At 51.5% G+C, this 24,846-nt stretch carries 20 protein-coding genes and 1 tRNA gene; 8 read left to right on the forward strand and 13 right to left on the reverse strand.

The window, feature by feature from the left end:
* Positions 1-153 precede the first annotated feature (153 nt).
* From EYQ49_00075 to EYQ49_00090, 4 genes are all read left to right on the forward strand, one after another.
* Positions 154-5,409, forward strand: coding sequence for a hypothetical protein (locus tag EYQ49_00075; protein ID HIG24274.1), 5,256 nt, complete (start codon positions 154-156; stop codon positions 5,407-5,409).
* A 282-nt stretch (positions 5,410-5,691) separates the two neighbouring features.
* Positions 5,692-6,612: a L,D-transpeptidase gene (locus EYQ49_00080; protein ID HIG24275.1), complete on the forward strand. Its 921-nt coding sequence runs from the start codon at positions 5,692-5,694 to the stop codon at positions 6,610-6,612.
* Between the two features lie 405 nt (positions 6,613-7,017).
* Positions 7,018-7,473, forward strand: coding sequence for a hypothetical protein (locus EYQ49_00085; GenBank protein HIG24276.1), 456 nt, complete (start codon positions 7,018-7,020; stop codon positions 7,471-7,473).
* Between the two features lie 20 nt (positions 7,474-7,493).
* Entirely contained in the window at positions 7,494-7,904 is a 411-nt protein-coding gene (locus tag EYQ49_00090; GenBank protein HIG24277.1) for a hypothetical protein, read from the forward strand.
* A 146-nt stretch (positions 7,905-8,050) separates the two neighbouring features.
* Here EYQ49_00090 and EYQ49_00095 read toward each other — a convergent pair.
* The 11 genes from EYQ49_00095 to EYQ49_00145 all read right to left on the reverse strand — a co-directional run bounded on the left by EYQ49_00095 (position 8,051) and on the right by EYQ49_00145 (position 17,115).
* Positions 8,051-8,126 (reverse strand) — tRNA-Gly (locus EYQ49_00095).
* Positions 8,127-8,168: 42 nt separating this feature from the next.
* Positions 8,169-8,402: a hypothetical protein gene (locus EYQ49_00100; GenBank protein ID HIG24278.1), complete on the reverse strand. Its 234-nt coding sequence runs from the start codon at positions 8,400-8,402 to the stop codon at positions 8,169-8,171.
* Positions 8,395-8,844: a hypothetical protein gene (locus EYQ49_00105; GenBank protein ID HIG24279.1), complete on the reverse strand. Its 450-nt coding sequence runs from the start codon at positions 8,842-8,844 to the stop codon at positions 8,395-8,397. The genes EYQ49_00100 and EYQ49_00105 overlap by 8 nt, the downstream gene beginning before the upstream one ends.
* A gap of 47 nt (positions 8,845-8,891) precedes the next feature.
* Positions 8,892-9,671 (reverse strand): formamidopyrimidine-DNA glycosylase, encoded by a 780-nt coding sequence (locus EYQ49_00110; GenBank protein ID HIG24280.1) that lies wholly within the window; start codon positions 9,669-9,671, stop codon positions 8,892-8,894.
* Positions 9,672-9,676: 5 nt separating this feature from the next.
* The gene (locus EYQ49_00115) at positions 9,677-10,861 is read right to left on the reverse strand and encodes an aminotransferase class I/II-fold pyridoxal phosphate-dependent enzyme (protein HIG24281.1); all 1,185 of its coding nucleotides are present in this window, start codon (positions 10,859-10,861) and stop codon (positions 9,677-9,679) included.
* Complete coding sequence (locus EYQ49_00120) at positions 10,861-12,090, reverse strand: homoserine O-acetyltransferase (protein ID HIG24282.1); 1,230 nt, start codon at positions 12,088-12,090, stop codon at positions 10,861-10,863. Before EYQ49_00120 ends, EYQ49_00115 begins: the two co-directional genes overlap by 1 nt.
* Before the next feature lie 234 nt (positions 12,091-12,324).
* The gene (locus tag EYQ49_00125) at positions 12,325-13,494 is read right to left on the reverse strand and encodes a DEAD/DEAH box helicase (protein ID HIG24283.1); all 1,170 of its coding nucleotides are present in this window, start codon (positions 13,492-13,494) and stop codon (positions 12,325-12,327) included.
* 198 nt (positions 13,495-13,692) lie between these two features.
* Positions 13,693-13,965 (reverse strand): 6-O-methylguanine DNA methyltransferase, encoded by a 273-nt coding sequence (locus tag EYQ49_00130; GenBank protein HIG24284.1) that lies wholly within the window; start codon positions 13,963-13,965, stop codon positions 13,693-13,695.
* Positions 13,962-14,504, reverse strand: coding sequence for an adenylate/guanylate cyclase domain-containing protein (locus EYQ49_00135; GenBank protein HIG24285.1), 543 nt, complete (start codon positions 14,502-14,504; stop codon positions 13,962-13,964). Before EYQ49_00135 ends, EYQ49_00130 begins: the two co-directional genes overlap by 4 nt.
* 2 nt (positions 14,505-14,506) lie before the next feature.
* Positions 14,507-15,307, reverse strand: coding sequence for a prolipoprotein diacylglyceryl transferase (locus EYQ49_00140; GenBank protein ID HIG24286.1), 801 nt, complete (start codon positions 15,305-15,307; stop codon positions 14,507-14,509).
* Positions 15,307-17,115 carry an acyl-CoA dehydrogenase gene (locus EYQ49_00145; GenBank protein HIG24287.1) on the reverse strand — a complete coding sequence of 603 codons (1,809 nt, stop codon included), beginning with the start codon at positions 17,113-17,115 and terminating at the stop codon, positions 15,307-15,309. Before EYQ49_00145 ends, EYQ49_00140 begins: the two co-directional genes overlap by 1 nt.
* A gap of 74 nt (positions 17,116-17,189) precedes the next feature.
* Here EYQ49_00145 and EYQ49_00150 point away from each other — a divergent pair, with 74 nt between their 5' ends.
* The 4 genes from EYQ49_00150 to EYQ49_00165 are packed head-to-tail and all read left to right on the forward strand — an operon-like array spanning position 17,190 to position 21,355.
* Positions 17,190-18,899, forward strand: a complete 1,710-nt coding sequence (locus EYQ49_00150; GenBank protein HIG24288.1) for a hypothetical protein — start codon at positions 17,190-17,192, stop codon at positions 18,897-18,899.
* Positions 18,889-19,839, forward strand: coding sequence for a membrane dipeptidase (locus EYQ49_00155; protein HIG24289.1), 951 nt, complete (start codon positions 18,889-18,891; stop codon positions 19,837-19,839). The genes EYQ49_00150 and EYQ49_00155 overlap by 11 nt, the downstream gene beginning before the upstream one ends.
* The gene (locus tag EYQ49_00160) at positions 19,836-20,369 is read left to right on the forward strand and encodes a hypothetical protein (GenBank protein HIG24290.1); all 534 of its coding nucleotides are present in this window, start codon (positions 19,836-19,838) and stop codon (positions 20,367-20,369) included. Before EYQ49_00155 ends, EYQ49_00160 begins: the two co-directional genes overlap by 4 nt.
* Before the next feature lie 2 nt (positions 20,370-20,371).
* Entirely contained in the window at positions 20,372-21,355 is a 984-nt protein-coding gene (locus EYQ49_00165) for an Ldh family oxidoreductase (protein ID HIG24291.1), read from the forward strand.
* Between the two features lie 33 nt (positions 21,356-21,388).
* Here the strand turns inward: EYQ49_00165 and EYQ49_00170 are convergent, their stop codons facing one another.
* Both EYQ49_00170 and EYQ49_00175 read right to left on the reverse strand, forming a co-directional pair.
* A complete protein-coding gene (locus EYQ49_00170; GenBank protein ID HIG24292.1) occupies positions 21,389-22,024 on the reverse strand; it encodes a thymidine kinase in 636 nt (211 codons plus the stop codon).
* A complete protein-coding gene (locus EYQ49_00175; protein HIG24293.1) occupies positions 22,024-24,789 on the reverse strand; it encodes a vitamin B12-dependent ribonucleotide reductase in 2,766 nt (921 codons plus the stop codon). The genes EYQ49_00170 and EYQ49_00175 overlap by 1 nt, the downstream gene beginning before the upstream one ends.
* Positions 24,790-24,846 lie beyond the last annotated feature (57 nt).

Consider the following 24,846-nt stretch of genomic DNA (forward strand, 5'->3'; position numbering starts at 1 on the left):
ATAAATTCATTGCAAGGGGTAGTTGAGTATGACACCAGTTAAAAACTTACAGCGAAAGTCGCGGAAATCGAGCCTTCGAAAAGGTTCGTCAAAGCGCGCTTTATGGGCTACCGAAGAAAATCCTTCCGAGGAAAACAATGAAAGTGAATAACAATGTTGAAAGTTAGTAAGTTTTTACAATTCCAAAGAAACATATTTTTTGGGATTCTCGCTGTCGCGGTCGCGGCCACACTTCTCGTTGTTGTTCCTCAAACAACTCGTACCGCGGGTGCATCTGTTGAAGATTTACCTTCCGATACTGGGTTTACTTGTTCTTCTGAAGGGCGTGGTGGCTTCCCGTATCAAATGATGTGGGCGAACTCTACGAAACAATCAAAGAACTTGTTTAATGGTAATGGGGCAGTTCCTTCAGAGGTAACAGCACTGAACATTAACCCAGAGAGCCATATTCATTTACAACTAGCGAGATATAACGCTGCCACCGAAAAATATGATGTTGTGGGTACTTGGGCTCCAGCTCTTAATGGAGGATTAAAGAATGATAATGGGGAAACATTACTTTCTGCTAACACATTTTTAAAGAATAACTTTGAGCAGGTAAATGGACTTGCTATGGATCCTTATGGAAACGCGTATGTTGCGATTCAACCTGTAGATGGAAAGGGATCCGCATATTATGTTCAATTAATTCCCCCCGCGGAGGGTGAGCTTGGAACGATGCGAGCAATCGCAGAGTTGGCTGGTAACCCAACGAATATTAATGCCGCTACTTATTATGAGACCGCTCTCCTCGGCCTGCCAAAAGTAGTGATGGGTGGAAACTTTTTTAAATCTGCGCCTTATAACGTTCTTCTCTATAGGGCAGAAGGGGCTGCGGTCCCGCTTGTTCAAAAAGAAGAAACTCGAACGGGTAATGATCGTGGTGGGCCAAAAGATTTCTCTTGGATAAGGGAAGGGATTTCTTGGACTGGTTCTTATAGCCCTGGTGCTGGGCAAAGTGATGTAAATGGAACCCAAATTTATGACCTGATCGCTCTTCATCCGGATAGTTCTGGAACAACGGGAACAGTATTTTTAGGTCAAGCTGCTGGTCCGAGTACCGCCAAAATTTCTGGTGTATCTATACCTGCAGAAGCAGAAGCTAAAAAAGACACGTTTGGTGCGTCATATAACTTCAAATTGGGTGACGATAAAACTTACATATATTTCACGGCGAATAAGTCTGGTCAAATGATTCAGGTTGAACTGCCAGATCCGAACAGTGATGGAAATATTACTATTACGGGTGGAAACAGTTTTGATGTAACTCATGTTGGTAAGACTGCAGCAACTTCTGAGAACGATGGAGCAGGATGTCCTAATGACCCGCCACCTCGTTTAGGTTCTCTTGTTGCATCAACGTGGCCGCCGGACTGTAACCTCGCTGACCCGGACGGTAAGGGTTCTACTTTCCCGATTTCGATCTTTAATAGCGAAGACAACCCTCAAAATGTTTTTATTACTGTAAAAGTAAACAATGTAGTTGTTACTGGAGGTCAATATTTCAGTAGTGGTTCTGCCTATAACCCAACGTTAGACGGAACTCACAAGATGTCTGTTCCAGGTAAGAAAAATGGTTCTCAGGGAGAGTTGATTCTCACTGTTGATATCGAAAAAGATCAAACATGGTCTGTCGAAGTTAAAAATCCTAACGATGGCAACAAAATTTTAGAGCTGATTCCAAGCGGCGGCACACTCAATACAGCAGCCTGTGATGGGGATTTTTCTGAAGAAACTATTTTTAACGCAAACCATACCGTTGGTACCTGTAACTCCGTAGGAGACAAATACGAAATCGGTGTTGCGATAAATAACAGTATGTCAAATGTTGACGCAAGTTTCAGAGCAATCGTTGATGGTTTTACTCAAAGTTTCATCACAACGATTCCTCATGGGACAGATTCTCCAGAAAATGACTCTATAAAAAACATTACTTTGGACGTCAGCCCAAATGATCAGATCGTACTTGAGATTGGTGAAAAAGGAGAAGTACCTACCGCCACTACTTACTATGCAACTGATTGTGTAGTCATTGAAGAAGCATCGATAGATCCGTTTCCTTGTAGCTCACCTGACGTAAACGGCCAGATACAAGTACGGCTCAATGAAGACAGTACGGCCTATGCGGTAGTTGTGTTAGATCCATCAGCAGGTGGGTTTAATACTCTTTGGGAAATGCCTTTTACTTGGACGTCAAGTGATGGAAATGCTGCTAACAACTATGAATATTTAAATGGGACTGCTATTCATCCCACGACAGATGAAGCATATGCCTTGCTCAGATTTGAAGACGATAGGTCATATCTAGTTCGTTTCGATGACGAAAAATTTGAATACGTCTTCAAGCTACCTAACTACGGAACTGCAGGTGGGTGGTCTAACAACGGTACTTTTGACGATGATGGAAACTTTTATTATTGGACATCGGGTGGCGTTGTAGCAAAGATTACTGCAGCGCAAATCAATGCGCAGGCGAATCTAAATCACTGGGACATAACCGACGCAAACATACCGACCCTTACCCCTTCTCTCGGAGCCTCATCTATGAGAGGAGCAGACCTGATTGCGGTGACGGATGATTTCGGTTCGGGAGAAAAAACCTATTTAATAGGAATACAGTCAGTAAGCGGAGGAGCAGGAGGTGTCTATGTTTATGACGTCGCCGGTAACATCATTACGCAATTCGCTAGTTTTGGATTTTCTGACGGCAAACCCATGCCTGATGAGGGATACGGGGCGGCTTACAAAGTTACAGACAACAACGGTGCTCCTGGAGTTTTCTTTTCCAGTAATGGTGGAGATACGGGAACAGTAGTCACATTAAACCTTGACTCTATTGATATCACTGATAACTCTCAAAAAGTTACTTTTTCTAAAGCGGGAGGTCTTCCAGCAACAAACCAGAACGATGGTATGGGATGTGCGGTTTCGATTCTTAGCGTCCCTCTTGAATTTGGTGATGTTTATGGATACATGTGGGTTGATTTCAACAAAGACGGCAACCGGACTGCGGTAGAAGCTGGAACGGAACCACATGTAACCGGGTATGACGTTACGTTCACGAACGTAACTCCCTACTTGGATTCAGCTGGCAATGTCGTTCATTTGCCAGGTGCAATGAGATTTGAGGATCATGCCGTAATGGGCGGCACGAATGACACGAATTATAAGTGGGAAGCCAACCTTCCTTGTAAAGACAACAGTGGTGGCATAATTACGTGGCAAGCCGAGTTTGATTATTCAGATGCAACTTGGCCGACTGGTTTCACCCCTGCTGGATACACCGTTCAAAATAATCCTGACAGTGTGAATACAGCAGTATTGGATTCGGATACAGAAATATCAGCTGCAGTCAACTCCATGTCGTCACCCTTTACTGTGAGTTGTGACAGCAGTGTTCATCGAGCCGATGCAGGAGTGGTTGGAGACTATGTATTTACCCCGACCGCTACTATCGATATTGATTGTGCGGCCGGAACCATTGTTGTAAATCTAGATAACAGTGCCTCAGATATTGATTCGAATTTTGTTGTTGGTGTTTACACTGTTGATTCGTTAGGAACAGTCACTCAGATAACAGCAGAGTCAGCATCACAGGTAGTTGCAGCTGGAGTTGGACCTACCGCGTATGCAACCGGAATCACGATCCCTGCGGCAGATACGTTGCTTTATCTTGTAATTGAGGGACAAGGCTCTTTAAATAGTGTTGTCAATTCAACTGATTACAGCGAAGTGGTTTTGAATCAGTCTGCTAATGACGCGATCAACGTTTTGTGTGTCCAAGTCCAAGCAGAAACCGATTGTGCAGGTGACGGCGTCTCGGTAGTTCTGGATAACACTGAATCAAATCAGATAGCGAATTTCACTATTACACCAATTATGAATGGCGTGAACCAAACATCAATCACTCAAGCTGTTCCAGCAGCTGGAACTGTTACGTTAACCAACGCGGATTTAAATATTCCAGAGGATTCTACGTGGGGTATTCAATGGGAAGTCGCTGGCGCTACTGCTGGAAGCTTCGGACCTTATCGGATTCCAGAATCGGCCACAGACGATATGACATTGGACTGTGTGGAACCTGTTTTCGCACCAACAATTAGTGGAACTATTGCCTGCGCATCAAACGATGCAGTCACCGTTACCTTCACAGTAGATAACTCTAATTCCACGCTTACAACTAATAACTCTGATCCAGTGACCGATGGGAACACGGTACAAATCACCAGTGTCGCCGGAGGCGTGGACGTATTCAATCTGAATCGAACCAATGTTGTTCCGGGTGCCACGTATACCGAAACTCTTACCCTGGCTGAAAATGAACCGATCGCGATCAGCGTTTATTCTCTAAACGATGTTTTTGGAGCTGCACTCGTGTTTCCGGTAACAACATGTCCGGATTTTTCTCCTTCAACTTCTATGACCTTTGCATGTGGTGTAGATAATGATGCCTTTGTAAGTTTCACAGTAAATAACAGTGATTCTGAAGTGGATGTTCGATACAAGCTTGTAGCGATTGATTTTGAAAAGAATGAAACAACAGTTATAGATTGGGAAACTCTCCCCGCCGGTTTCGATAAAGAAGTCTTCATCACAGAGACTGGCGAAAAACGAATGGAATATGAGGTGCGGATCAAATCCCTTCATGCCGATCAATCTGGCTGGAGTGCCGTAACTGAATCCGTGTATACAGATTGTGAGGGTGAACCTACGACCTTTGATCCAACAGTGACTCTGGTTGCACAATGTGGTGCTGATCCGAAAATTGTTGAATTAACTCTTGATAATTCTCGGTCAGATTTCCATGCGAGTTTCCAGGTAGATGTTTTTGATGGTTCAACTACATCAGCTGCGAAACTTGATGCACTTTCTACTACACAGGAAGTAGGAGAAGGGTCTCTCGATGCTTACCGCATAGATATTCCTGTCCCAGATCCTGGCAAAATGATCAGTGTTGAAATACTCGCAACCGCATTAAGCACCGGTGGTAAATCAATCACTGCATCCATAGTAATTGAATCTACAATGGCAATTAGTTGCCCTTACGAACTCAATTTTGGTTTAACAACTGCTCCAAACTGTGGTTCAGAATCCATAAACATGGTTCTAAATAACGAAAAATCTGGTTGGAATGCCTTGGCAACACTAGTGCTCTTTATTGATGGAGAACCATCCAATACCAAAGAAGTTCTCATTGATGCTGGTGAACAAAAGGCAGTAAATTTCCAAGTCAGCAACGGTCAAGAATGGTATGTAGCTTGGTCTCTTTCCGTATCAGGAACCACCTACTATTCAGCAGAAACTGAGCCAAGAGTATTTGCTCCTTCTCCTGCTTCTTCCTGTCCAGAAATGCCATTACCTACCGGCTAATTAAGTCATTTTGGTTGCTGGCTTCTTCCATAACCTAGGTGGAAGCCAGTAACCAAACATGTAAGCCCGGCAATCAAATTTTCTCGTCTTTGACCTAAACTGAAATTAAGAACGCTTAATTTAGTTGGGAGTGCAAATGACTGACCTAGTTGAACCTCCAAGAGCTTCCTTTACTTCTTTTGAAGAGTCAACCAAAGATGACCGGTCGTTGATTATGCCCCAACGCTAAGGTTCTACCATTGAACTACATCCACATAAAATTAGGGATAATTTTTAATTGCTATGAGGCTCAAATACCGTAAATTTCTTTCATTCTTTTTTCTTTCCTTACTTATTTTTGGGTTCTCTTCTTGCAGCAAGCCCGAAAGACCGATATTAGTTACTGGTGAGAATTTAATTGAAGAGATAGTCGCTACCAGTTCCTTGCCTTTAATAACTACTCCTTCTGAAATTCAGCAACAAAGTGAATCACCAGTCGAAGATACAGAAATAAATAGTCAAATTTCGTTAACTATCCCGACGGTTTCTGGATACGCAATAGTCAAAGAAAAGATTCCGGTTCTAGATTTTTATTTTTCCCCTGATCCTGACGCTATATATTCAGAAGGATTAACTAACCCCGGGCCGTTTGAAGGGTTTCGTACGCTGCAAACAACTGGCGAGGTAAAGGGCAAATATTTAGAAGTAATACTTCCTCGTTTACCAAATGGGTCAAAGGCATGGATTTTATCTAAAGACGTAGACATTTTTTATAGTGATAAGAAAATAGTCATTGATTTATCCGAGCGGACAGCAAAAGTAATTACGTCAAAAGAGTGTTCTGTTTTTGGTTTATCTGAAGTGCCTTTAATGGCATGTAAGAATTTAAACAATAAGGTTCTGGCTGAAGCTCCGGTAGCGATCGGGAAAGACTCCTCTCCAACTCCTCTAATTGATGCGGTCATTGATTATCTTTGGGAACGGTCAACCTCTTCTGTTTACTTCAGTCAAGGTTATGGTGACCGTATCTTTGGGCTAAATCAACACTCAGAAGTTTTAGACAATTTTGGAGGCAAGAGGCCAGCAATTGCTATACATAGCACTTCGTCTCCCGAATTAATAGGAGGAAAAGTTTCAAATGGCTGCGTCCGCATGAAACCAGAAGATATTGAAATTTTTTTAGAGCATGTCACTTTAGGAATGAAGGTACAAATAGTTGATTAGTAAAATAAATCACTAAGGACCCTCATAGGGAAATCCGAGATCAATAGCAGTAACGAGCGGCCGAAATTCAATATTTTCTGCTGCTGCCAATGAACCACAAGTCCCTCCTCGGTCAACCACTGGCAGAATCATTACTGGATCAGCACCTAAGTCACGAACAACTTGTGCTGCCTCCAAAGCCACAGTCGTTACTTTTGGCTTCGAAGACGGGTACTCCTTCTACACCAACGATAACCGGGATGCTTTCACCACGGCCCTTCACGCCTGGGCCGACGAGCACCCAGACGCAGTTCAAACTCTTCAACACAAACTGGGCACCTCTGTAGCTTTGGATTCCTTGCTGGTCGGCTCTACGAAAGAACTCGACCTCGACGCAACTTTGCATGCTCGCTGGGGGTTTACCGCATGAAAACACGTAACCGTGGTTTTGCTCTCATGGAAGCAGTCGTTGTTTTTCTCCTCATGGGCATCGTCTCAGGGATACTCTGGGGACGCATCAACACTGACGACGTACTGCATCGCTCTGCTGTCTCCAAAGTAGATCTACAAACTGTGGCGTTAGCTGAACACGATTACGCTCTCAGCAACCGTAGTGGCTTCACTAGCGACTTGACTGTGTTACCTGGTTTACTCAACATCGACCTCGCAACGGTCACAGCGTACTCTTCGGTAAACGCCGCCTCCCCTGTCCTGGTTGTCTCTGCTCTGGCCGACGGCACTTGCGTCTACATCGAAACCTCTAATCCGTGGAATCCGTCTAGCACCCAAAAAGGCATAGCGGAAGCTCAAGTAGTAACACCCACGCCAACAATCTGCACAGCGGCTGCGTTGTACTCCACGGACACTGGGGAACTGTCATGATGCGCCGCAGAGGTGTTGGCATGTTAGAAGCCGCCGCATCGATTGTGATCTTTTCGATTGTCGCCGCGATGGTTTTGGTAACCGCTGCTCGCCTGTCCCTGGCGGCTGCTGATTCAGAAATGCGTTCCGAAGCTCTGGCTGCCCTAGATGGTCAGGTAGCTCAAATCGCAACCAACTCGTGGGCAGACCTCGTTGACGGCCTCTCGTCAAGCGACCTCCCCAACAACTATTCTTTAGACGCAAACCAGTCAGCGATCTTCGTAGGGCCACTCCTCATCGAAACCCCTGTCGCCTGGACCATCGACACATCAAACTCAGATACCTGGGTCATTGTCACAGCAACCGTCGCTCTCCCCGACCGGTCAGGGGATGTAACTCTGTCAGCGACGAACCATATTTGGTCACCAACATCGTCAATAATTGTTGAATAAATAAATAAAAACTTTCGTCCCTGGCCGTTAAAAAGAGGCAGAAGAAACGATTTGGCCTTTACTTTGTGCAACAAAATGCATAAACTACACGCATGTAATCTACAGCCTTTACAGGTCAAATGCCCTGCTCAGACTATGTTTTCATATGGAGCGGACGACGAGATTCGAACCCGCGACCCTCACCTTGGCAAGGTGATGCTCTACCAGCTGAGCTACGTCCGCATTGCGTCGTTACCTTATCGGCCTAAAAGCCGATTCGGCCGCTTACGACGTTGAGTCGACTGACGGCCTTAAATCAATACGCAAGGTCAACACGCCATCTTCAAAAGTCGACTGGGCATCGCCGATAATGGCAAAATCTTGAAAATCATTTTGCGCTTGTTCAATAAACATTTTTCGCTCATCCCCACCAATTGGGGGCAGGTTCCGGTTCCGTACCGCCGCCGAGCGTTCACGAAAACGCTCCAACATGGCCTCAACATCTAACTCCTCAGACATGATTAGTTGCTCCTTCATCGGCATCGTTACCAGGTACTTCACGGCTCATAGAATTTGACAGAAGCTCTCTCGAAGATTTCGCCTCGCTCCGGGGCCTCGGTTCAGTATTACTTTCTCGCAATAACGGTTTTTTCTGTTTCGGCGCCGAAACGGTACCGTCTACCTCGCCTCGGTCAACCGCCGCTTGCCATCGCTGCGTGGGGCGAGTGTGCCACCAAAACCCGACCGCACCCATAGCCACTCCCCCAGCAATTAGGCGCAAGGTCAGCACAATTTCATTCACCCGATCGTTGGCCGTTTTTCCCTCTGCATCTACCGCAGAAGGAATCGTCTCTACGGTGGTTACCTGCGCGCCAACCGAAGGAACCAAAAACAAACCGGTAAAAAGCAAAGCTGTAGCAAACCTAAGCCCGCCTGATTTTCGTTTTGCCCCAAGGCTCATAGTGACTTGCTCCCTCTCCGAATCTTCAGGATAGTCCCACAAACCCGTTACTGCTGATGCTGCGGGCACCACCAAGTAGTTCGCCCACCAATAGTGGCCTTTACCAACGGCTCACCCTCTTGAGGGCAACAAGCACCAGGATGGCGGTGTTCGAACAATTCTCCCATGTGCGAACCCCCACGCTTATCCAACTGGTTGAGCACTTGGCGCATTACCCGAGCCAGCACTTTGCTCTCTTGATCGCTCAACAAACCGGCCGGCCGACGGGGGTCTAAACCAGCTCGCCAACACATTTCATCAACCAACAAATTGCCCAACCCGGCGATGCGAGATTGATCCAACAACCGTGCTTTTAACGGACCTCGGCCACCCGACAAAGCCAGGCGTAAACCCCCAACCCCCAGAGTCCACGCATCGGGACCTAAGGCTGCTTCATCAGGAGCTATTTCTACCCCACCAAAACGTCGAGGATCATCCATAATCAACTGGCCGCCCCCCGTAAACGTTAAACCAAAACGATGCCACGCCGGGTTAAACCTTCGGCTTCCCCATTCCAAATGCTCAATGGCTGCCTGACCATCCACCAACAAACGACCCGTCATGCCAAAACGTAGACCTAACGTAGGCCCGCCAGAATCCAGCAACAACAACTTGCCAATACGCCGAGCCTCAGTAAATCGTCGGCCCACCAGAGCAGCAGACACCGACTCCGGGGTGGCCCCGCCTTTAATAAACCAAGTGTCCGGGGCCTGCACCGAATGCACGGTACGACCCACCACTTGCTCGGCTAACCGGCGGTAGACCTCAATTTCTAAAATCTCTGGCATGGGGCTTACCCCTCTGTTGCAGCCAACGCTTGAACAAAGTCGGCTTGCAAATCGTTGACCTGCTCAAGACCACACGACACCCGCACCGTGCCCGGACCAATACCCGAAAGCGCAAGCTCCTCAGGGGTCAAGCTGACATGGGTGGTACTCGCCGGGTGGGTCACCAACGTCTCTGGCCCTCCCAACGAAGTGGCTTGCCAAGCTATTTTCGTAGCCTCCACAAACTTTTGGCCAGCCTCTGCCCCGCCCACCAAATCAAAAGTCAACAACGAACCGTTTGAATTCATTTGGCGCTTAGCCAACGCTCGTTGCGGGTGAGAATCTAAACCGGGATACCGCACCTCGCAGGCCCCTGGGTTGCTTTCTAAAAACTGCGCCAAATGCAGCGCCGTAGCTGCTTGCTGATCAAGACGCACCCCCAAGGTACGCAAACCACGAAGCGCATTCAAAGCATCGAACGGCGAAGCATTACCCCCGTGCAACACGGCAAAACTCCACAACCAAGCCAACAACTCTTGGCTGCCGGCCACCACCCCAATGGTGGCGTCGTTATGACCCGCGATGCCTTTGGTGGCCGAATGCAAAACTAAATCCACCCCAAAAGCCAACGGGTTTTGACCCAACGGGGTAGCAAAAGTAGAATCCACCACGGTCATAGGGCCACTCAGCGCCCCCAGCGCTTCAAGGTCCACCAAATCTAGGCGTGGGTTAGCCGGTGTTTCGGCAATAACCAGCATCGTTTTACCGGGGATAACCGCATCGGCAAAAGCACCTTCTGCGGTGCCGTCCACAAACGTCACGTCAATGCCCATACGGGGGCACACCGATTGCAACAACAGCTGTGTCCCGGCATAGATTTGGCGCTGAGCCACAATATGGTCGCCCGAAGAACACAGCCCCATCACCACCGTGCTCATGGCCCCCATGCCCGACGAAAACGCTCGAGCCGCTTCGGCCCCTTCGAGGTCGGCCACCGCTTCTTCAAACGCATTAATGGTGGGGTTCCCGTAACGCGTGTAAAAGCGTTCCGGAGCCAACGAGGTAGCAAGTTTTTGTCCTTCTTCTACGGAGTCATAGGTAAAGACCGACGACGGGTAGAGCACCGGAGCCAATGAGTTTTCGCCCTCTGCCCGACCCGCCATAACCGCACGGGTCCGCAAATCAAGTGGTTGTTCATTGTTTTCTGCCATTAGGAAATCTCCTCTAAAAAATGCTTTATATGCGTTGATACTTCGTGGGTGGCCGTTAAAAACCCGTCATGTCCGTCATCGTTTTCGACCACATACTGCGTGCATTGGCCACCTATTGCTTGCACCGCTTCGTAAATTTCTTTTTGCTGTTCTACCGGATACAAAAAGTCAGAGCTAATGCTGAGGGTCATTACCGGTACCCGAGCCACCCTTGAGACGGCTTCGTGCACGCTTCCTCGTTGGCGAGCCACATCATGAAGATCCATGGCCCGGTTAAGCACCAAGTAACTGTTGGCATCAAAACGGCGTACCAGTTTTTCGCCGTGGTAATCCAAATAAGACTCCACCTGAAACTGGTCCCACAAGCCGTAGATGCTGCGAGGGTTCGCTACCTCCCGGCCAAAACGTTCAGAAAAAGACCCCGCACTACGGTAATGAATCTGAGCGATAGAACGAGCTACCGCCAACCCGTTATGTGGGCCTTGACCAAGTTCCTGTTGGTAATAGTCGCCGCCAAGAAACTGAGGGTCCAAAACCAAAGCGTTGCGGCCGGCGGCGCTCCAACCGATTTGCCAAGGACTGGCCGCCAAAGCAGTAGCTAGCGGAGCCAGCGCCCCCACCCGGTCGGGGTACATGATCCCCCATTCCAAAACTTGCATTCCGCCCATTGAGCCGCCGATAACTAACTTCCATTGGTCGATACCCAAATGGTCGGCTACCCCAACTTGAGCCCGGACCATGTCTCGGGTTGTGACCACCGGAAAAGCCGAGCCATAAGGCAACTCGGTTATTGGGTTAGGCGAAGCCGGGCCGGTTGACCCTTGGCAACCCCCCAACACGTTGATACAAACAATGAAATGCTTAGCGGGGTCCAAAGCTTGCCCTGGGCCGACCACGCCGTTCCACCAGCCAGGGGTTTTGTGTCCTTTACCGGCTTCACCAAAGACATGAGCATCGCCAGTCAGAGCGTGGCACACCAATACCGCATTGTCGGCTTGCGGCGACAAAGTGCCCCAGGTTTCGTAGGCCATGGTGACTTCGTCGAGGGTTCCGCCGCCTTCTAAAGCAAACGGGCGCCCTTCGTTAATTACCACAAACTGGCGGTCGCCCACCGGGTCACCCTTTTGCCATGCACCAGTAACCGGCAGGTCGACGCTACGCAGACGCCGACTGCTGGCTGGTTTAGTCGAGTCAGGCTCGGAAGAAATGCCGTGGGTGGGGTCAGTCATGTTTTGGTGAGACGAACCACCGGAACCCGGCGACCGGGAGCCTGCATTTGCTGACCCCGGACACTTTGTTGTTCTTACGAACCACATCCTTGCCTAGAAGGCAAGCGGGCACCTTGGGTGTCCGTCCCAGGTTGCCGGATCCAGCCGAAACTGGACCTCTCATAATGTCTTGGCCAAAGTGTAGGCCATTTAGTCTCCAGATGGGCAGACAATTACTCTGCCGTCATGCTGGGGTTAAGCGGCATCCTCAGCGGGATCCCAAGCAGCTAAGTCTTTTAGCCGCTCATCATTAGAAAATATTTCCACGAAGGGGTACTTCATACCTAAGCGGCGCATCAACTTCCGGACTTCCATTTCTTCGTTCCAGAGAACCAAACTGACCACCACACCAGATTCGCCGGCTCGAGCGGTACGGCCCGAACGGTGCACATAAGTTTTTGCGTCAGAAGGTGGGTCGTAGTGAATTACCACGTCAACGTCATCAATATGGATACCGCGGGCCGCTACATCGGTAGCCACCAAGGCTTGCACCTTGTCGCTGGCAAAATCTTTCAAAGATTTCTCGCGTTGCGACTGACGTAGATCTCCATGAATGGGAGCGGCAGAAACACCGGCATCGTTTAGTTTGGCGGCCAACTTATCAGCCCCCCATTTGGTGCGAGAAAAAACAATGGTGCGGTTAGAAGCGTTGATGATGGTGGCCGCCACTTTGATCCGGTCCATTTCGTGCACAGTCAAAAAGCGGTGCTGCATTTCTTTAACTGATACCTCTTCATAGGCCACCTCATGCATGGCCGGGTCAGTTTGATACCGGCTAATGAGGCTGCCCACCATGCCGTCGAGGGTGGCTGAGAACAACATGGTCTGGTGTTTTCCTTCTACCCCACGGAGAACCCATTCAACCTGCGGCATAAAGCCCATATCGGCCATTCGATCTGCTTCGTCAACGATGACCAACTCTAAAGCAGCAACAGAAACTTCTTTTCGCTCTATCAGGTCGATCAAACGACCGGGGGTGGCCACAATAAACTCCACCCCTTTGTTTAAGGCAGCGATTTGTTTCTCAATGGGGGCGCCGCCGTAGATAGCTTGTACCCGAAGGCCACGAACTGCAGCCAAAGGTTCGAGTTCGGCACAAACTTGCACAGCCAACTCGCGGGTCGGCACCAAAGCAAGGGCAGTGGGGCGCCCAGGTTGGGCTTTAGACATAAGTTGCACACAGGGAATGCCAAAGGCCAAGGTTTTTCCAGAGCCGGTTTTGGCTTTCCCGCAGACATCTCGCCGCGACAAACTGTCAGGGATAGTCATGGTTTGAATATCGAACGGCGAGGTGATTCCCCGCTCTGAAAGGGCCTCGACAATATCGGGATCTACTCCGAGGGCCGCGAACTCATTGGTGGACATGCTTCCTAATTTCTCGGTAGCCAGGCCACCGGGTTCGTCACCCGCCACTCTGACAGGTACCGCCACCGCTCTTCATGGGTGACGAACCTATTGAGGTCGAACAATCCAGCAGTCGACACTTCTCAATAGACCTCTTTACTCTACCTCAAGGCCACCTTGACCCGGCTTCTTACCCGTGACGTGGGGTCTGACTCCACGTCACGAACTTGTGGGGGCGACGCGGCCGTTGGTGATGGTTACTCCTTCGGCACACAAAAGACGGGTTTGTTCGTTTTCTAAACCCGGCACCAACCGGCCAGAAGCAGTGACGACCCGCCACCAAGTAAACCCTGGATTGGTTTTTAAAAAACGCCCTACTGCACGATGCGCCCCCGGGAAACCTGCTTCTGCCGCTACCTCACCGTAAGCCAACACCTCGCCCGGTTGCAGCCCCTCCAGCACCCGAGCAACTTCTTTTTCAAACGGGGTCACTGTTCACCAGGGTTTTTAAACTTTTCAAGCGAAGACAACTGCACTACCTCAATCGGATCGCTAAAACCATCAAGAGACCGCAACCCGATTTTGCGAGCAGCAGTATTTACCATCAATTTAATTACCAAATCAGCGGGAGCCAGCACTTGGTGCGGTTCTGCAAGGTCACAAAGCCTTGAGGCCAGAATGACTGGAGCCCCCACATGATCATCCCCATCAATCAACAACACGTAGCCCTCGGCAATGCCAGCGCGCATAGGCAACGGTGACTGAGAGAAGTCAACAAGCCCCTCCATAGCGATCACTGCCTCTACCGTTTCTTCGGCCTCTACCCCCACCAACATGGCTCCATCGCCCAACCATTTGGCTATACGGACCCCCCGCAAAGAAGCCACCCGCCGCACCGACTCGCGAAAACCAATAAGCAACTCCATGGCTGCCTCATCGCCTTCCGTGTTGGTGAAATGCGTAAATCCTGAAAGGTCAAGAAAAGCAAACGTACGTTTGATACGCCGATTAGGTGAGCTATTTTCATCCATAGCTACTTACCAGAACCTAATTTTTGACGGCCCTTTAGGGTGATAAAAGCCCCGACTGCTAAAGCAATCATGCTCAACCATATGTTGACCCGAACCCCAGCAATGAGCGATGCGTGGTCGATACGCAAAGCCTCCACCCACAGACGACCAAGGCCATAACCGAAAATCCAGAGCCCCAAGAGGTGACCTGGTTTGAGCATCCGCCGAGCATCGACCCGCATCAAAAACCAAGCCAAGGCGAGGTTCCAGAGGCCTTCATAAAGAAACGTCGGGTGAAAAGTAGCCACATCAACAAACTCTGTTGGTCGATGCGCCGCATCAATTTTTAAACCCCACGGCAAATCGGTGGGGCCGCCAAAAAGTTCTTGATTAAACCAGTTTCCTAAACGACCGATGGCTTGCGCTATCGGCAAACTCGGAATTACCGCATCCAGAATCCCCGACGGAGAAATACCCCGTTGGCGAGCCACCAACACGCCGACAATTATCCCGGCCGCCAAACCGCCCGGAATACCCAAGCCGCCTTCCCAAATCTTTACCGCATCTCCCCAACTGCCTTGATAACGCTTCCAATCGGTAGCCACGTGATAGACCCGGGCGCCAATTAACCCGGCTGGTACAGCCCACGATGCGATAGCCGTAATGTCATCTTGGTGGCCGCCTTTGGCCACCCAACGTTTCTGCGCCACCCACACCGCAGCCACCACCCCGAGAGCGATCATCATCCCGTAGGCCCGCAACTCTAAAAAGCCAAGATCAATTGAACCGCGGCTCGGGCTCGGCAAAAAAGCGAGGAAGCCCATTAGTTGGCGAACCCATCAGCAGCCATCGCATAAAGATCGCTGGCCCCGGCGGTAACCGACGAAAGTTGCGCCCGCACCACCGGCAAGAGTTGTTGCGCATAAAAACGCGCCAAAACAATTTTGCTCGCCAAATGGTCATCCTCTGAACCTCCGGCGCCATCGGCCAACTTTTCTTGGGCAAAAAGCGCTTGACGCACCACCAGCCAACCGCCGACTAGTTGACCGAACATGCGCAAATAAGGGGTAGCGCCAGCAATTACCTCGTTCGGGCGATCCGTACCCTGGTCAGTAATCCACTGGTTAGCTTCTCGCGTGGCAGCCAAAGCATCGGTTAGGCCAACAACCATGGCAACAAAATCTGGGCCTGCCTGGTCGGCCTCTTTAATAGTTGCTTCAATATCGGCCAGCAGATCGTTCATTACCTGCCCCCCGTTCATGGGGAGTTTACGGCCGATGAGATCCAAGGCTTGAATGCCATTGGTGCCCTCGTAAATCGGAGAAATTCGCGCATCACGGAAATGCTGTGCGGCACCAGTTTCTTCGATATACCCGTAGCCACCATGAACTTGGATACCCAACGAGGTCATCTCACAACCCACATCGGTACACCAAGCTTTGGAGATCGGGGTAAGGAGTTCCGCCCGGTCGGAAGCCTTTTGCGCCGCAGTCGGGTCGTCGTGGCGAGCCGCTATGTCAAGGCACGCTGCGTTGAGGTACAGCAAACTACGCATGGCGTCGGTGTAAGAGCGCATGGTGAGCAACATGCGTCGCACATCAGCATGGTCCACAATGGGCGACGGTTGCCCGGCCGGGCTACCCACCGCTCGGCCTTGAACTCGTTCCTGAGCGTAATCAGCAGCCAACTGCAAGGCGCGCTCGGTTACCGCTAAACCCTCTACCCCCACGCCCAGGCGAGCGTTGTTCATCATTTTGAACATGTAACGCATTCCTTGATGTTCTTCACCTAAAAGGTAACCCACTGCGCCTTGACCTGATTCCCCATAAGACATCACACAAGTAGGGCTGCCATGCAAGCCAAGTTTGTGTTCAAGCGAAAGACACTGATAATCGTTGCGCTCTCCCAAACTGCCGTCTTCGTTGACCAGATATTTAGGGACGATAAACAGCGAGATGCCTTTGGTTCCCGGGGGGCTATTTGGGGTACGGGCCAGCACCGTTTGAATAATGTTTTCGGCGAGTTCATGTTCGCCGAAAGTAATGAAAATCTTGGTGCCAAAAATACGCCAAGTGCCGTCTTGTTGCGGTTCTGCTTTGGTCGTCAAAGCCCCCACGTCAGAGCCCGCCTGGGGTTCGGTCAAGTTCATGGTGCCCGACCACTCTGCGGTAATCATTTTCGGAAGAAACACTTCTTTTTGTTCTTCGGTGGCAAAGGCATGCAAAGCCTCCACCGCCCCCACCGTCAACATGGGGCCCATAGACCATGCCCGGTTAGCGGAGCCCAACATTTCTGTCACCACGGTTTGCACCGCTTTTGGAAAACCGCCGCCCCCGTATTCGGGGTCTTGGGAAAGGGTGGCCCACCCGGCGGCCACAAACTGATCCCAAGCGGTCTGGAACTCTTGGGGCAAAGTGACCACCCCGTCTTTTACCGAACAACCTTCAAGGTCTCCCACCCGATCAGTGGGGGCAACAACCTCAGCCACAAAACGGCCAAACTCATCAAGCAACCCGTCGATTGTTTCGGGGTCTACATGGTCAAAGCCGGGTAGTTCGCAAATGCTTTCTAAATCACTAATGGATTGCAAAGCCAGCCGAATGTCAGCAAGAGGAGGTCGGTAGTCGCTCATATATGCAGGGTACCTCGCTTAGCGGTGCGGCTTCCGAGCGGGACAAGAGAATGTTTATCAACTAGATTCTGACCGTGACCGCCACCCCGCTTCTCAACGAGTTATTGCAGCAAACAGCTGGTGATTTACGCCCTGCGAAACAAGTAGCGTCCCCCCAATGGTTAGGGGCTACTCGGCAAACCCGACTGAGTTTTAGCCGCTCAATGCTGCGACGAGCCCAAGACCACCATTGGCAAGGTGAACAGATAACGAGCGACCTTGACCAGCAAGGCCGCGGTCATCTCGTTTATCGCATAGAAGCCGAAGGGTACCTTTTTCATTTCGTGGCCTTCACCACCACCTTGGACGAATCCCAACACACCGACCGGGTAATCGCTGATGCTTGGGAGATTTCTGCAGCGCTTATTGAAGGGCCGCTTACCGACGACCTTTTTACATTGCTGTCCACCGAGGTTCCTGCTCAAGAAGACGGCCGATTCGACCCACGGGTACTGGTGTTGGCTCGCGGTAACCGCAGCGTGCGCTTTTACGATCTAATCGTTGGACACCTCGCCGCCGGTCGTCAGCCACCAGTTGACCAAGCGGCAGACGCTGGATACCTGCTGCGTAGCACGGCGTTTTATGGAAACGGCAAATTTGGCTTACGGTCGTTTTTGAGTTTCGAAAAAAACCACCCGCTTGCTGCCCCCTATCGAGCGCAGTTTCTCGCCGCCTGGCTATTTCGCGAGGTCGGGTATGACACCGTTGAACACTGCGCTCAAGTCAAAAGCCCAGAAACCGCGGTGGCCTTTGACTCACAGTGGCGCTGCTTCTTTGGGGTAGGCAACGCCACCGGTTTAGGGCTAGTTCCTTGGGCAGTCCGCCACCCCAAAATCATGAACGCTTGGGTCGGAGTGCGTGAATTAGCGCTGGCCAAAGTCCGCAGCAAAACGGGGTCGTCACCAGACAACTTGACCCTAGAAAAATGTTTCAACCGGGCTGCGCAGCATTTTTCTTCGCTAGGCGGCGAAGACCGCCACCCTTGGCGCGGCCCAGGTTGGCTCGCCCAAAGAGTTCAAGAGGTTGCCGGCGTATGGGAAGAACTAAAAGCTGAACCACTCCCCTACGACGCTCTTTACCGCTGGGCCGAACAACAACCCCCAGAAGCCACCGAACTCGTCGTGTCTTTGCTTTTAGAACTCGACCAAACCCCCGACGAACTCATCGACCAATTGCTACTCACCGAAGAATCTTCCCCACCGCCCACGGCCCTTACCGTCGGCGAAGCTTGCGCCCTTCTTGAGCAAAAATATTCTTGGCTAGAAGAAACCGGGGTCAAAAACGCTCATGCCGACCATTATTGGTGGGCGGTTTCTGACAACACCGCCGAACCACGACGAGCCAACCGTCGCTTCGTAGACCCCGAACACCGTGAAGTACCCATTGACCTTCTCCTGCGTTTACACCGATTAGAACAAGACCTTACGACGGCCGACCCGGCGCTGGCCCTCGACACCTTTCGCCAAGAATTTCCTCACCATGGGCTAGCCATTGACCGATTGGTCGACGACCTCGGCCCTTACGGCGAAGCCCGCGACAACGTTTGCGCTCAAGACCATTTGCCGTTAAACCTGCAACGCTTTCAACTCGCTATGTACGGCATGGACAACTTCACCCCACAGTCCACCGACTGGCTGCGCGTTACCTTGTTCCAGGGGGCTCCACGCCTCACCGACCTTTCAACCGGGCTAACCGACCAATGGGTCTGGCCCCCTTGCCCCTCAGGAGAAACCAATGATCATTGACGGCTTAGAAATAAACAATTGGGACCGTTCGGTTGTTGAACAAGTCCGCTCGGGGGGCATAAACATTGTGCACGCCACCTGCGGCGTTTGGGAAGACACCGCCGGAGCGATGACCCGCATCGCTGATTGGCGTCATTTTGCTCGGCAAAACGCTGACCTAGTGCGCATCGTGGGCAGCATCGAAGAAATGCAAACCGCCAAAGCAGACAACGTGCTGGGCATCCTTTTAGGTTTTCAAAATAGTTCCATGTTGGGCGACGACCCCGAAATGGCCGGCATTTTTGCGGACGTCGGCATCCGAGTAGTACAACTCACCTACAACGTGGCCAACCATTTAGGGTCAAGTTGTTGGGAACCTGAAGACGGCGGCCTCACCCGGGTAGGCCAACGCATGGTTACTGCTCTTAACCAGGCTGGGGTGCTCATTGACCTCTCCCACGTAGGAAACCGCACCGGCCTTGAGGCCATTACCGCTTCGTCTAAACCAGTGGCCGTAACTCACGGAAACCCGTTTAGTTTTTGCGACTCCCCACGCAACAAGCCAGACGACTTGTTAAAAGTCCTCGCTGAGCATCACGGGGTTATTGGCTGCACCCTCTACCCGCTTTTCTTGGGCGGAGCCGATGTGCCTCGCCAAACATGGGGGCAAATGATGGCCGACCTTGTTGAACTCATCGGCATCGACCACGTGGCTATTGGGAGCGACGCCGTAGTGGGGTGGGAACCCAATGCTTTGGGCTGGATGCGCAACGGTCGCTGGGACCGCCCAGAAAACCCTGATGCCGTACCGGCTTTTCCTCCATGGCCCGACTGGTTTCAAGGACCCGAAGACTTTGGATCGCTCGGGGTAGGCCTTGAAGACGCCGGGTTTTTACCGGCGGAACGCCACGCCGTGTTAGGCGGCAACTGGATGCGAATATTTGCAGAGGTCATGGCATGACCACAGACCTAGTGCTGGTGGCCCCTCGTGAAATCGTTGACGTGGTTGCTCAAGCCAGCCAAGTGTTGTCGTGCGAAGCCAGTTTGGCCAGCAGCCTCGCTCAAGACATCACTTACTGCCAGGTCCACCACGGAAACGGGGTAAAAGCTTTTCTTCAACTGGCCGCCCAGGGCCCGGAAGTTTTTGTATCCACCCTAAAAACAGCGCAAGAACTTCAGGTGGCGAACCGCTACCAATTCTCTTGGGCCAACCCAATCCTCTTTGCTTTGCTGGCCCGACTCCTCAACGAACGAGGAAACCAAGGGTTTATTTGGGAAAACCAGAATGCCGCAGCAACCGGCACCGACTTAGTCCCGGGCCTTGAGTTAGTGGCTGGCTCCACCCCTTCCGCCACCCCAAACGTGATGCAACAGGCGTTAGCCCAAGGGGTTTCTTTAGATAAAAAAACTTGGGTTTCATTAACGGAGATCGCTCGATCTTTTCTTACCGCAGAAGCAACCCTCGACGCCAACCAACCGGTGGAGGCTTAACCATGTTGACCGTTTCGCTTAACGAGATAGAACAAACCACCCAACAAGCGTTGCTGGCCCACGGCGCCAGCAACCAAGTAGCTGCTCAAGTGGCTCGTGCGGTGCGGGTGGCCGAAGGAAACGGCAACCGTATTTGTGGCCTTTACTACGTTGAGAGTTACTGTCAGCAACTCCGCAGCGGAAGAGTCGACGGCACGGTCACTCCTTTAGTTTCTCATGACCGGCCAGGAGCAGTAAGAGTAGACGGGCGTCTTGGTTTTGCCCAAGCAGCTTTCGCCGCTGGCCTGCCCACTGCCATAAAAGCCGCCAAACAAAATGGTATTTGCGGTTTTTCGGTGGAACACACCCACACCTGTACATCGCTGGGTTACTTCACTGAACAACTTGCCCAGCAAGGGTTCTTGGCTATCGGGGCCACCAATGCGTCGGCCCGAGTAGCACCCCCCGGGGGTTCGGTTCCTGTGTTAGGCACTAACCCCATTGCCATGGCGGCACCTGATGGGTCCGGCGGGGTGGCTTTTCAATTTGATTTCAGCACCAGCGCCGTGGCCTTAGGAAAAATAACCATGGCGGCAGCCGCTGGAGAAGACATCCCTTTGGGCTGGGCCCTTGATGCCCAAGGAAAACCAACCACCGACCCCCAAGAAGCATTGGCCGGGTCGCTCGTCTCTGCCGGCCACTACAAGGGTTACGGCATTGGTTTAATGGTTGAGGTTTTAGCCAGCGCTTTAACCGGCTCTCGGCTCAGCACCGACGTCCCTCCACTAAAAACCCCTGAAGGGTTGCCTCATAATCTTGGGCAATTTTATATTATTATCGACCCTGCCGGTTTTCACGAAAACTTTGCTCAGCAACTCAGCGCATTGGCCCAATCAATTACCGACCAAGAGGGAGCCCGTTTGCCGGGCGCAAACCGAGTAGCCCCCGCCGATGTTTCGTTAGAGGACACGGTTTGGGCAACCGTGCAATCATTAGCCAAGGGGTAAAGACAACGCCCTCAAGCAAAAACGCTTTGCTTGCTAATTGACAATGACCTTGACATGCGCAGTCACCACTCGGGTGCTTTGGGAGCCGCTATCACCGGCTAACCAGTGGCGTCGACACCGCAACTCATACGTCACTTGCTGATTATCGGGTTTGTCGACCACCATCAACGTGCCATCGTAAACCTGCACCCCATCTACCAATCGAGCGTTATGGGTAGCGCGGGTCCCGCACCAGCAACGGGCCTCAACTTGTACCTCTACCGATTCATCAGCCAATTCAAGCAAACGCTGGGTTCCTTCAAAAAGCACCCCTTGAAAAGAAGTCAACAAACCGAAGGCGTACACATCTGTATTGAGTTCATCAACCACGCGGGCCAATTGCTCAATTTGTTCCGGCCGGTAAAACTGCGCTTCGTCGCAGATCACATAGTCCAAACCGGCAGCACGGTCGCTCATGGCTACCGCGAGTTCAAAAAGGTTGAGCAGCGGCCCCACCTCTACCGCATCGGCCGAAACCCCAAGGGCACTTGACACTTTTCCGTCCGCTCGATCCAACTGACTGCACAGCAAGCCTTGAAGCCCCCGAGAAGCCAAATTGTGGTGGATTTGCAAAGCCAGAGTGGACTTACCAGACCCCATGGTTCCAAAAGAAAACCGCAGAACAGCCATTAAGAGCACCCACTGGTGGAGCCACAATCGATACACACGTAGCACGACCCAGCGCGTTGCATCGCTACCCCGCATTGCATGCACATGGGGGCATCTTGCGAGGGACGCATGCTCATTTCGGCCGCCAACTGCGAAGCCGAGGGCACGCTTGGCGGGTCGGCCGGTACTTCAGAGCCTTGGAGGGTGGCCGTGGCGGATTCCATCACTCCCGGCAAGGTTTGCTGGGTACGTTCACCAACCGTCAAAATGTTGAGTTCGGCACGTTCTTCAGCGCTGAGGTACTCCACGGCCAAACGGCGGAAAAGATAATCAATGATGCTTGAAGCGATACGCAAATCTGGGTCGTCGGTCATCCCCGCCGGTTCAAAACGCATACCGGTAAAGGCCTCAACATAGGCCCGCAACGGCACGCCGTATTGCAAGCCGTGACTCAATGAGATGGCAAAAGCATCCATGATGCCGGCCATGGTGGAGCCCTGTTTAGAGACACGGAGAAAAATCTCGCCCGGTCGGCCATCTTCGTACTCACCAATGGTGGCCCACCCTTTGCAATCCGCTACCCGAAACTCGAAGGTACGAGAAACCCGAGTACGAGGCAGTTTGCGCCGGACCGGTTCAGCCAGTGCAGCGGCAAGGTTTTCGGCCACCGTGGCTGGGGTTGATGCATCTTTACCGGTAGAAAGCGGCTGGCCCAGCTTGCAGTTATCACGATAAATAGCTACTGCTTTTAGCCCGAGTTTCCATGACTCAAGGTAGAGCTCTTCTACTTCGTCAACGGTTACTCCTTCGGGCATGTTGCAGGTTTTAGAAATAGCGCCCGACAAAAACGGCTGCACCGCTCCCATCATGCGTACATGACCCAGGTGGTGAATGAAGTTGTCGCCCATTGAGGTAGCGAACACTGCTTGGTGGTCTGCGGAGAGTTCCGGGCAACCGGTCACCGTTTGGTTTTCATCGACAAACGCCGTGATGGCTTTTACCTGATCTTCGTCGTACCCCAAGTGGGTAAGAGCTCGCGGAATTGTTTGGTTGATGATGGACATGGTTCCGCCGCCTACCAAGCGCTTCATTTTGACCAAACTAAAATCTGGTTCGATTCCGGTGGTGTCGCAATCCATGAGCAAACCGATAGTGCCGGTGGGGGCCAGCACCGTGGCCTGGCTGTTTCGTACTCCCACTCGTTGCGCCAAAGCGCAGGCCTCGAACCAGTCTTCTCGACCGGCCGCAACCAAATCTTCAGCAACCCCGTCGTCAAGCAACTCGGCGGCTTCACGATGCTGATCAAGAACCTTCAACGTGGGCTCTCGGTTGGTTTCAAAACCTGCAAATGGTTCTAAACGGTCGGCGATGCGAGCCGAAGTACGGTAAGCGTGGCCGGTCATAAGCGAGGTCAGCGAAGCCGCTACTGCACGGCCTTCGTCGCTGTCATAAGGCAAGCCCAAAGCCATAAGCAAAGCGCCAAGGTTGGCGTAACCCATGCCCAACTGGCGGAAGTCTCGGGTGGTTTCGCCAATGGCTTCGGTCGGGTAGTCAGCGTTAGAAACCAAAATGTCTTGAGCGGTGAACACCAGTTCTATGGCGTGGCGAAAGCCCTCAATGTCAAATGCTTCGATGCCGGCTTCGAGGTCAGAATCGTCGAGAAAAGTCATGAGGTTCAGGCTGGCCAAATTGCACGCCGAGTTATCTAAATGAACATATTCGCTGCATGGGTTGCTGGCCGTAATGGGGCCGGTGTTAGAAGCGGTGTGCCAATGGTTAATGGCGGTATCGAATTGCAAACCAGGGTCGGCGCATTCCCAAGCGGCTTCAGACATTTGGCGAAAGAGCTGGCGGGCTTTAACGGTTTCGATTACCGAGCCGTCGGTGCGAGCGGTGAGGTCCCAGTCGCCGTCGGCTTCTACGGCTTCCATGAAAGCATCGGTTACCCGCACGGAGTTGTTGGCGTTTTGAAACTGGGCCGAGTGAATGTCTTTGCCGTTCAGGCTCATGTCAAAGCCTGCGGCCTCCAAGGCTTTGATCTTGTGTTCTTCTTTGGCTTTGCACCAAATGAACTCTTCAATGTCAGGGTGTTCGGCATCCAAAATAACCATTTTGGCGGCCCGACGGGTTTTACCTCCGCTTTTGATGGTGCCAGCCGAGGCATCGGCACCCCGCATAAAGCTGACCGGACCGCTGGCTTCTCCTCCACCTTTAAGAATCTCTCGTGAGGAACGAATACGGCTGAGGTTTACCCCCGCACCGGAGCCACCTTTAAAGATGGTTCCTTCTTCGACATACCAGTTCAAGATGGAACTCATTTGGTCATCAACCGACAAAATGAAACAAGCCGAAGCTTGCTGAGGAACGCCTGCTACCCCGATGTTGAACCAGACCGGCGAGTTGAAAGCCGCCCGCTGGTTGATGATGAGGTACTTGAGTTCCTCAGAGAAAACAGTTGCTTCTTCTTGATCTTCGAAATAACCGTCTTTGAACCCCCATGCGGTGATGGTGTCAACCACCCGATCGGCTACCTGGCGAAGCGAAGATTCTCTTTCTTCGGTGCCTACCGTGCCCCGAAAATATTTCTGAACCAAAATATTGGTGGCGTTTACCGACCAATCAGAAGGCACTTCAATACCGAGTTGTTCAAAGGCCACCGAACCATCACGGTGATCGACAAGCCGTGCGTCTCGGGTGTCCCATTCGATGGAATCGTAGGGGTGGGTATCGGGTGAGGTGAAATGCCGCTTGAAGCCCAACACTCCTCGGTCTGTTCCTACTGTCATAGTGTTCCTATTCTTTCAAAAAGTTTTATTGTTATTTCTCTGTTGCTCGCCGCGACC

Source organism: Acidimicrobiia bacterium (assembly GCA_012959995.1).
Classification (GTDB): Bacteria; Actinomycetota; Acidimicrobiia; order Acidimicrobiales; family MedAcidi-G1; genus MedAcidi-G2B.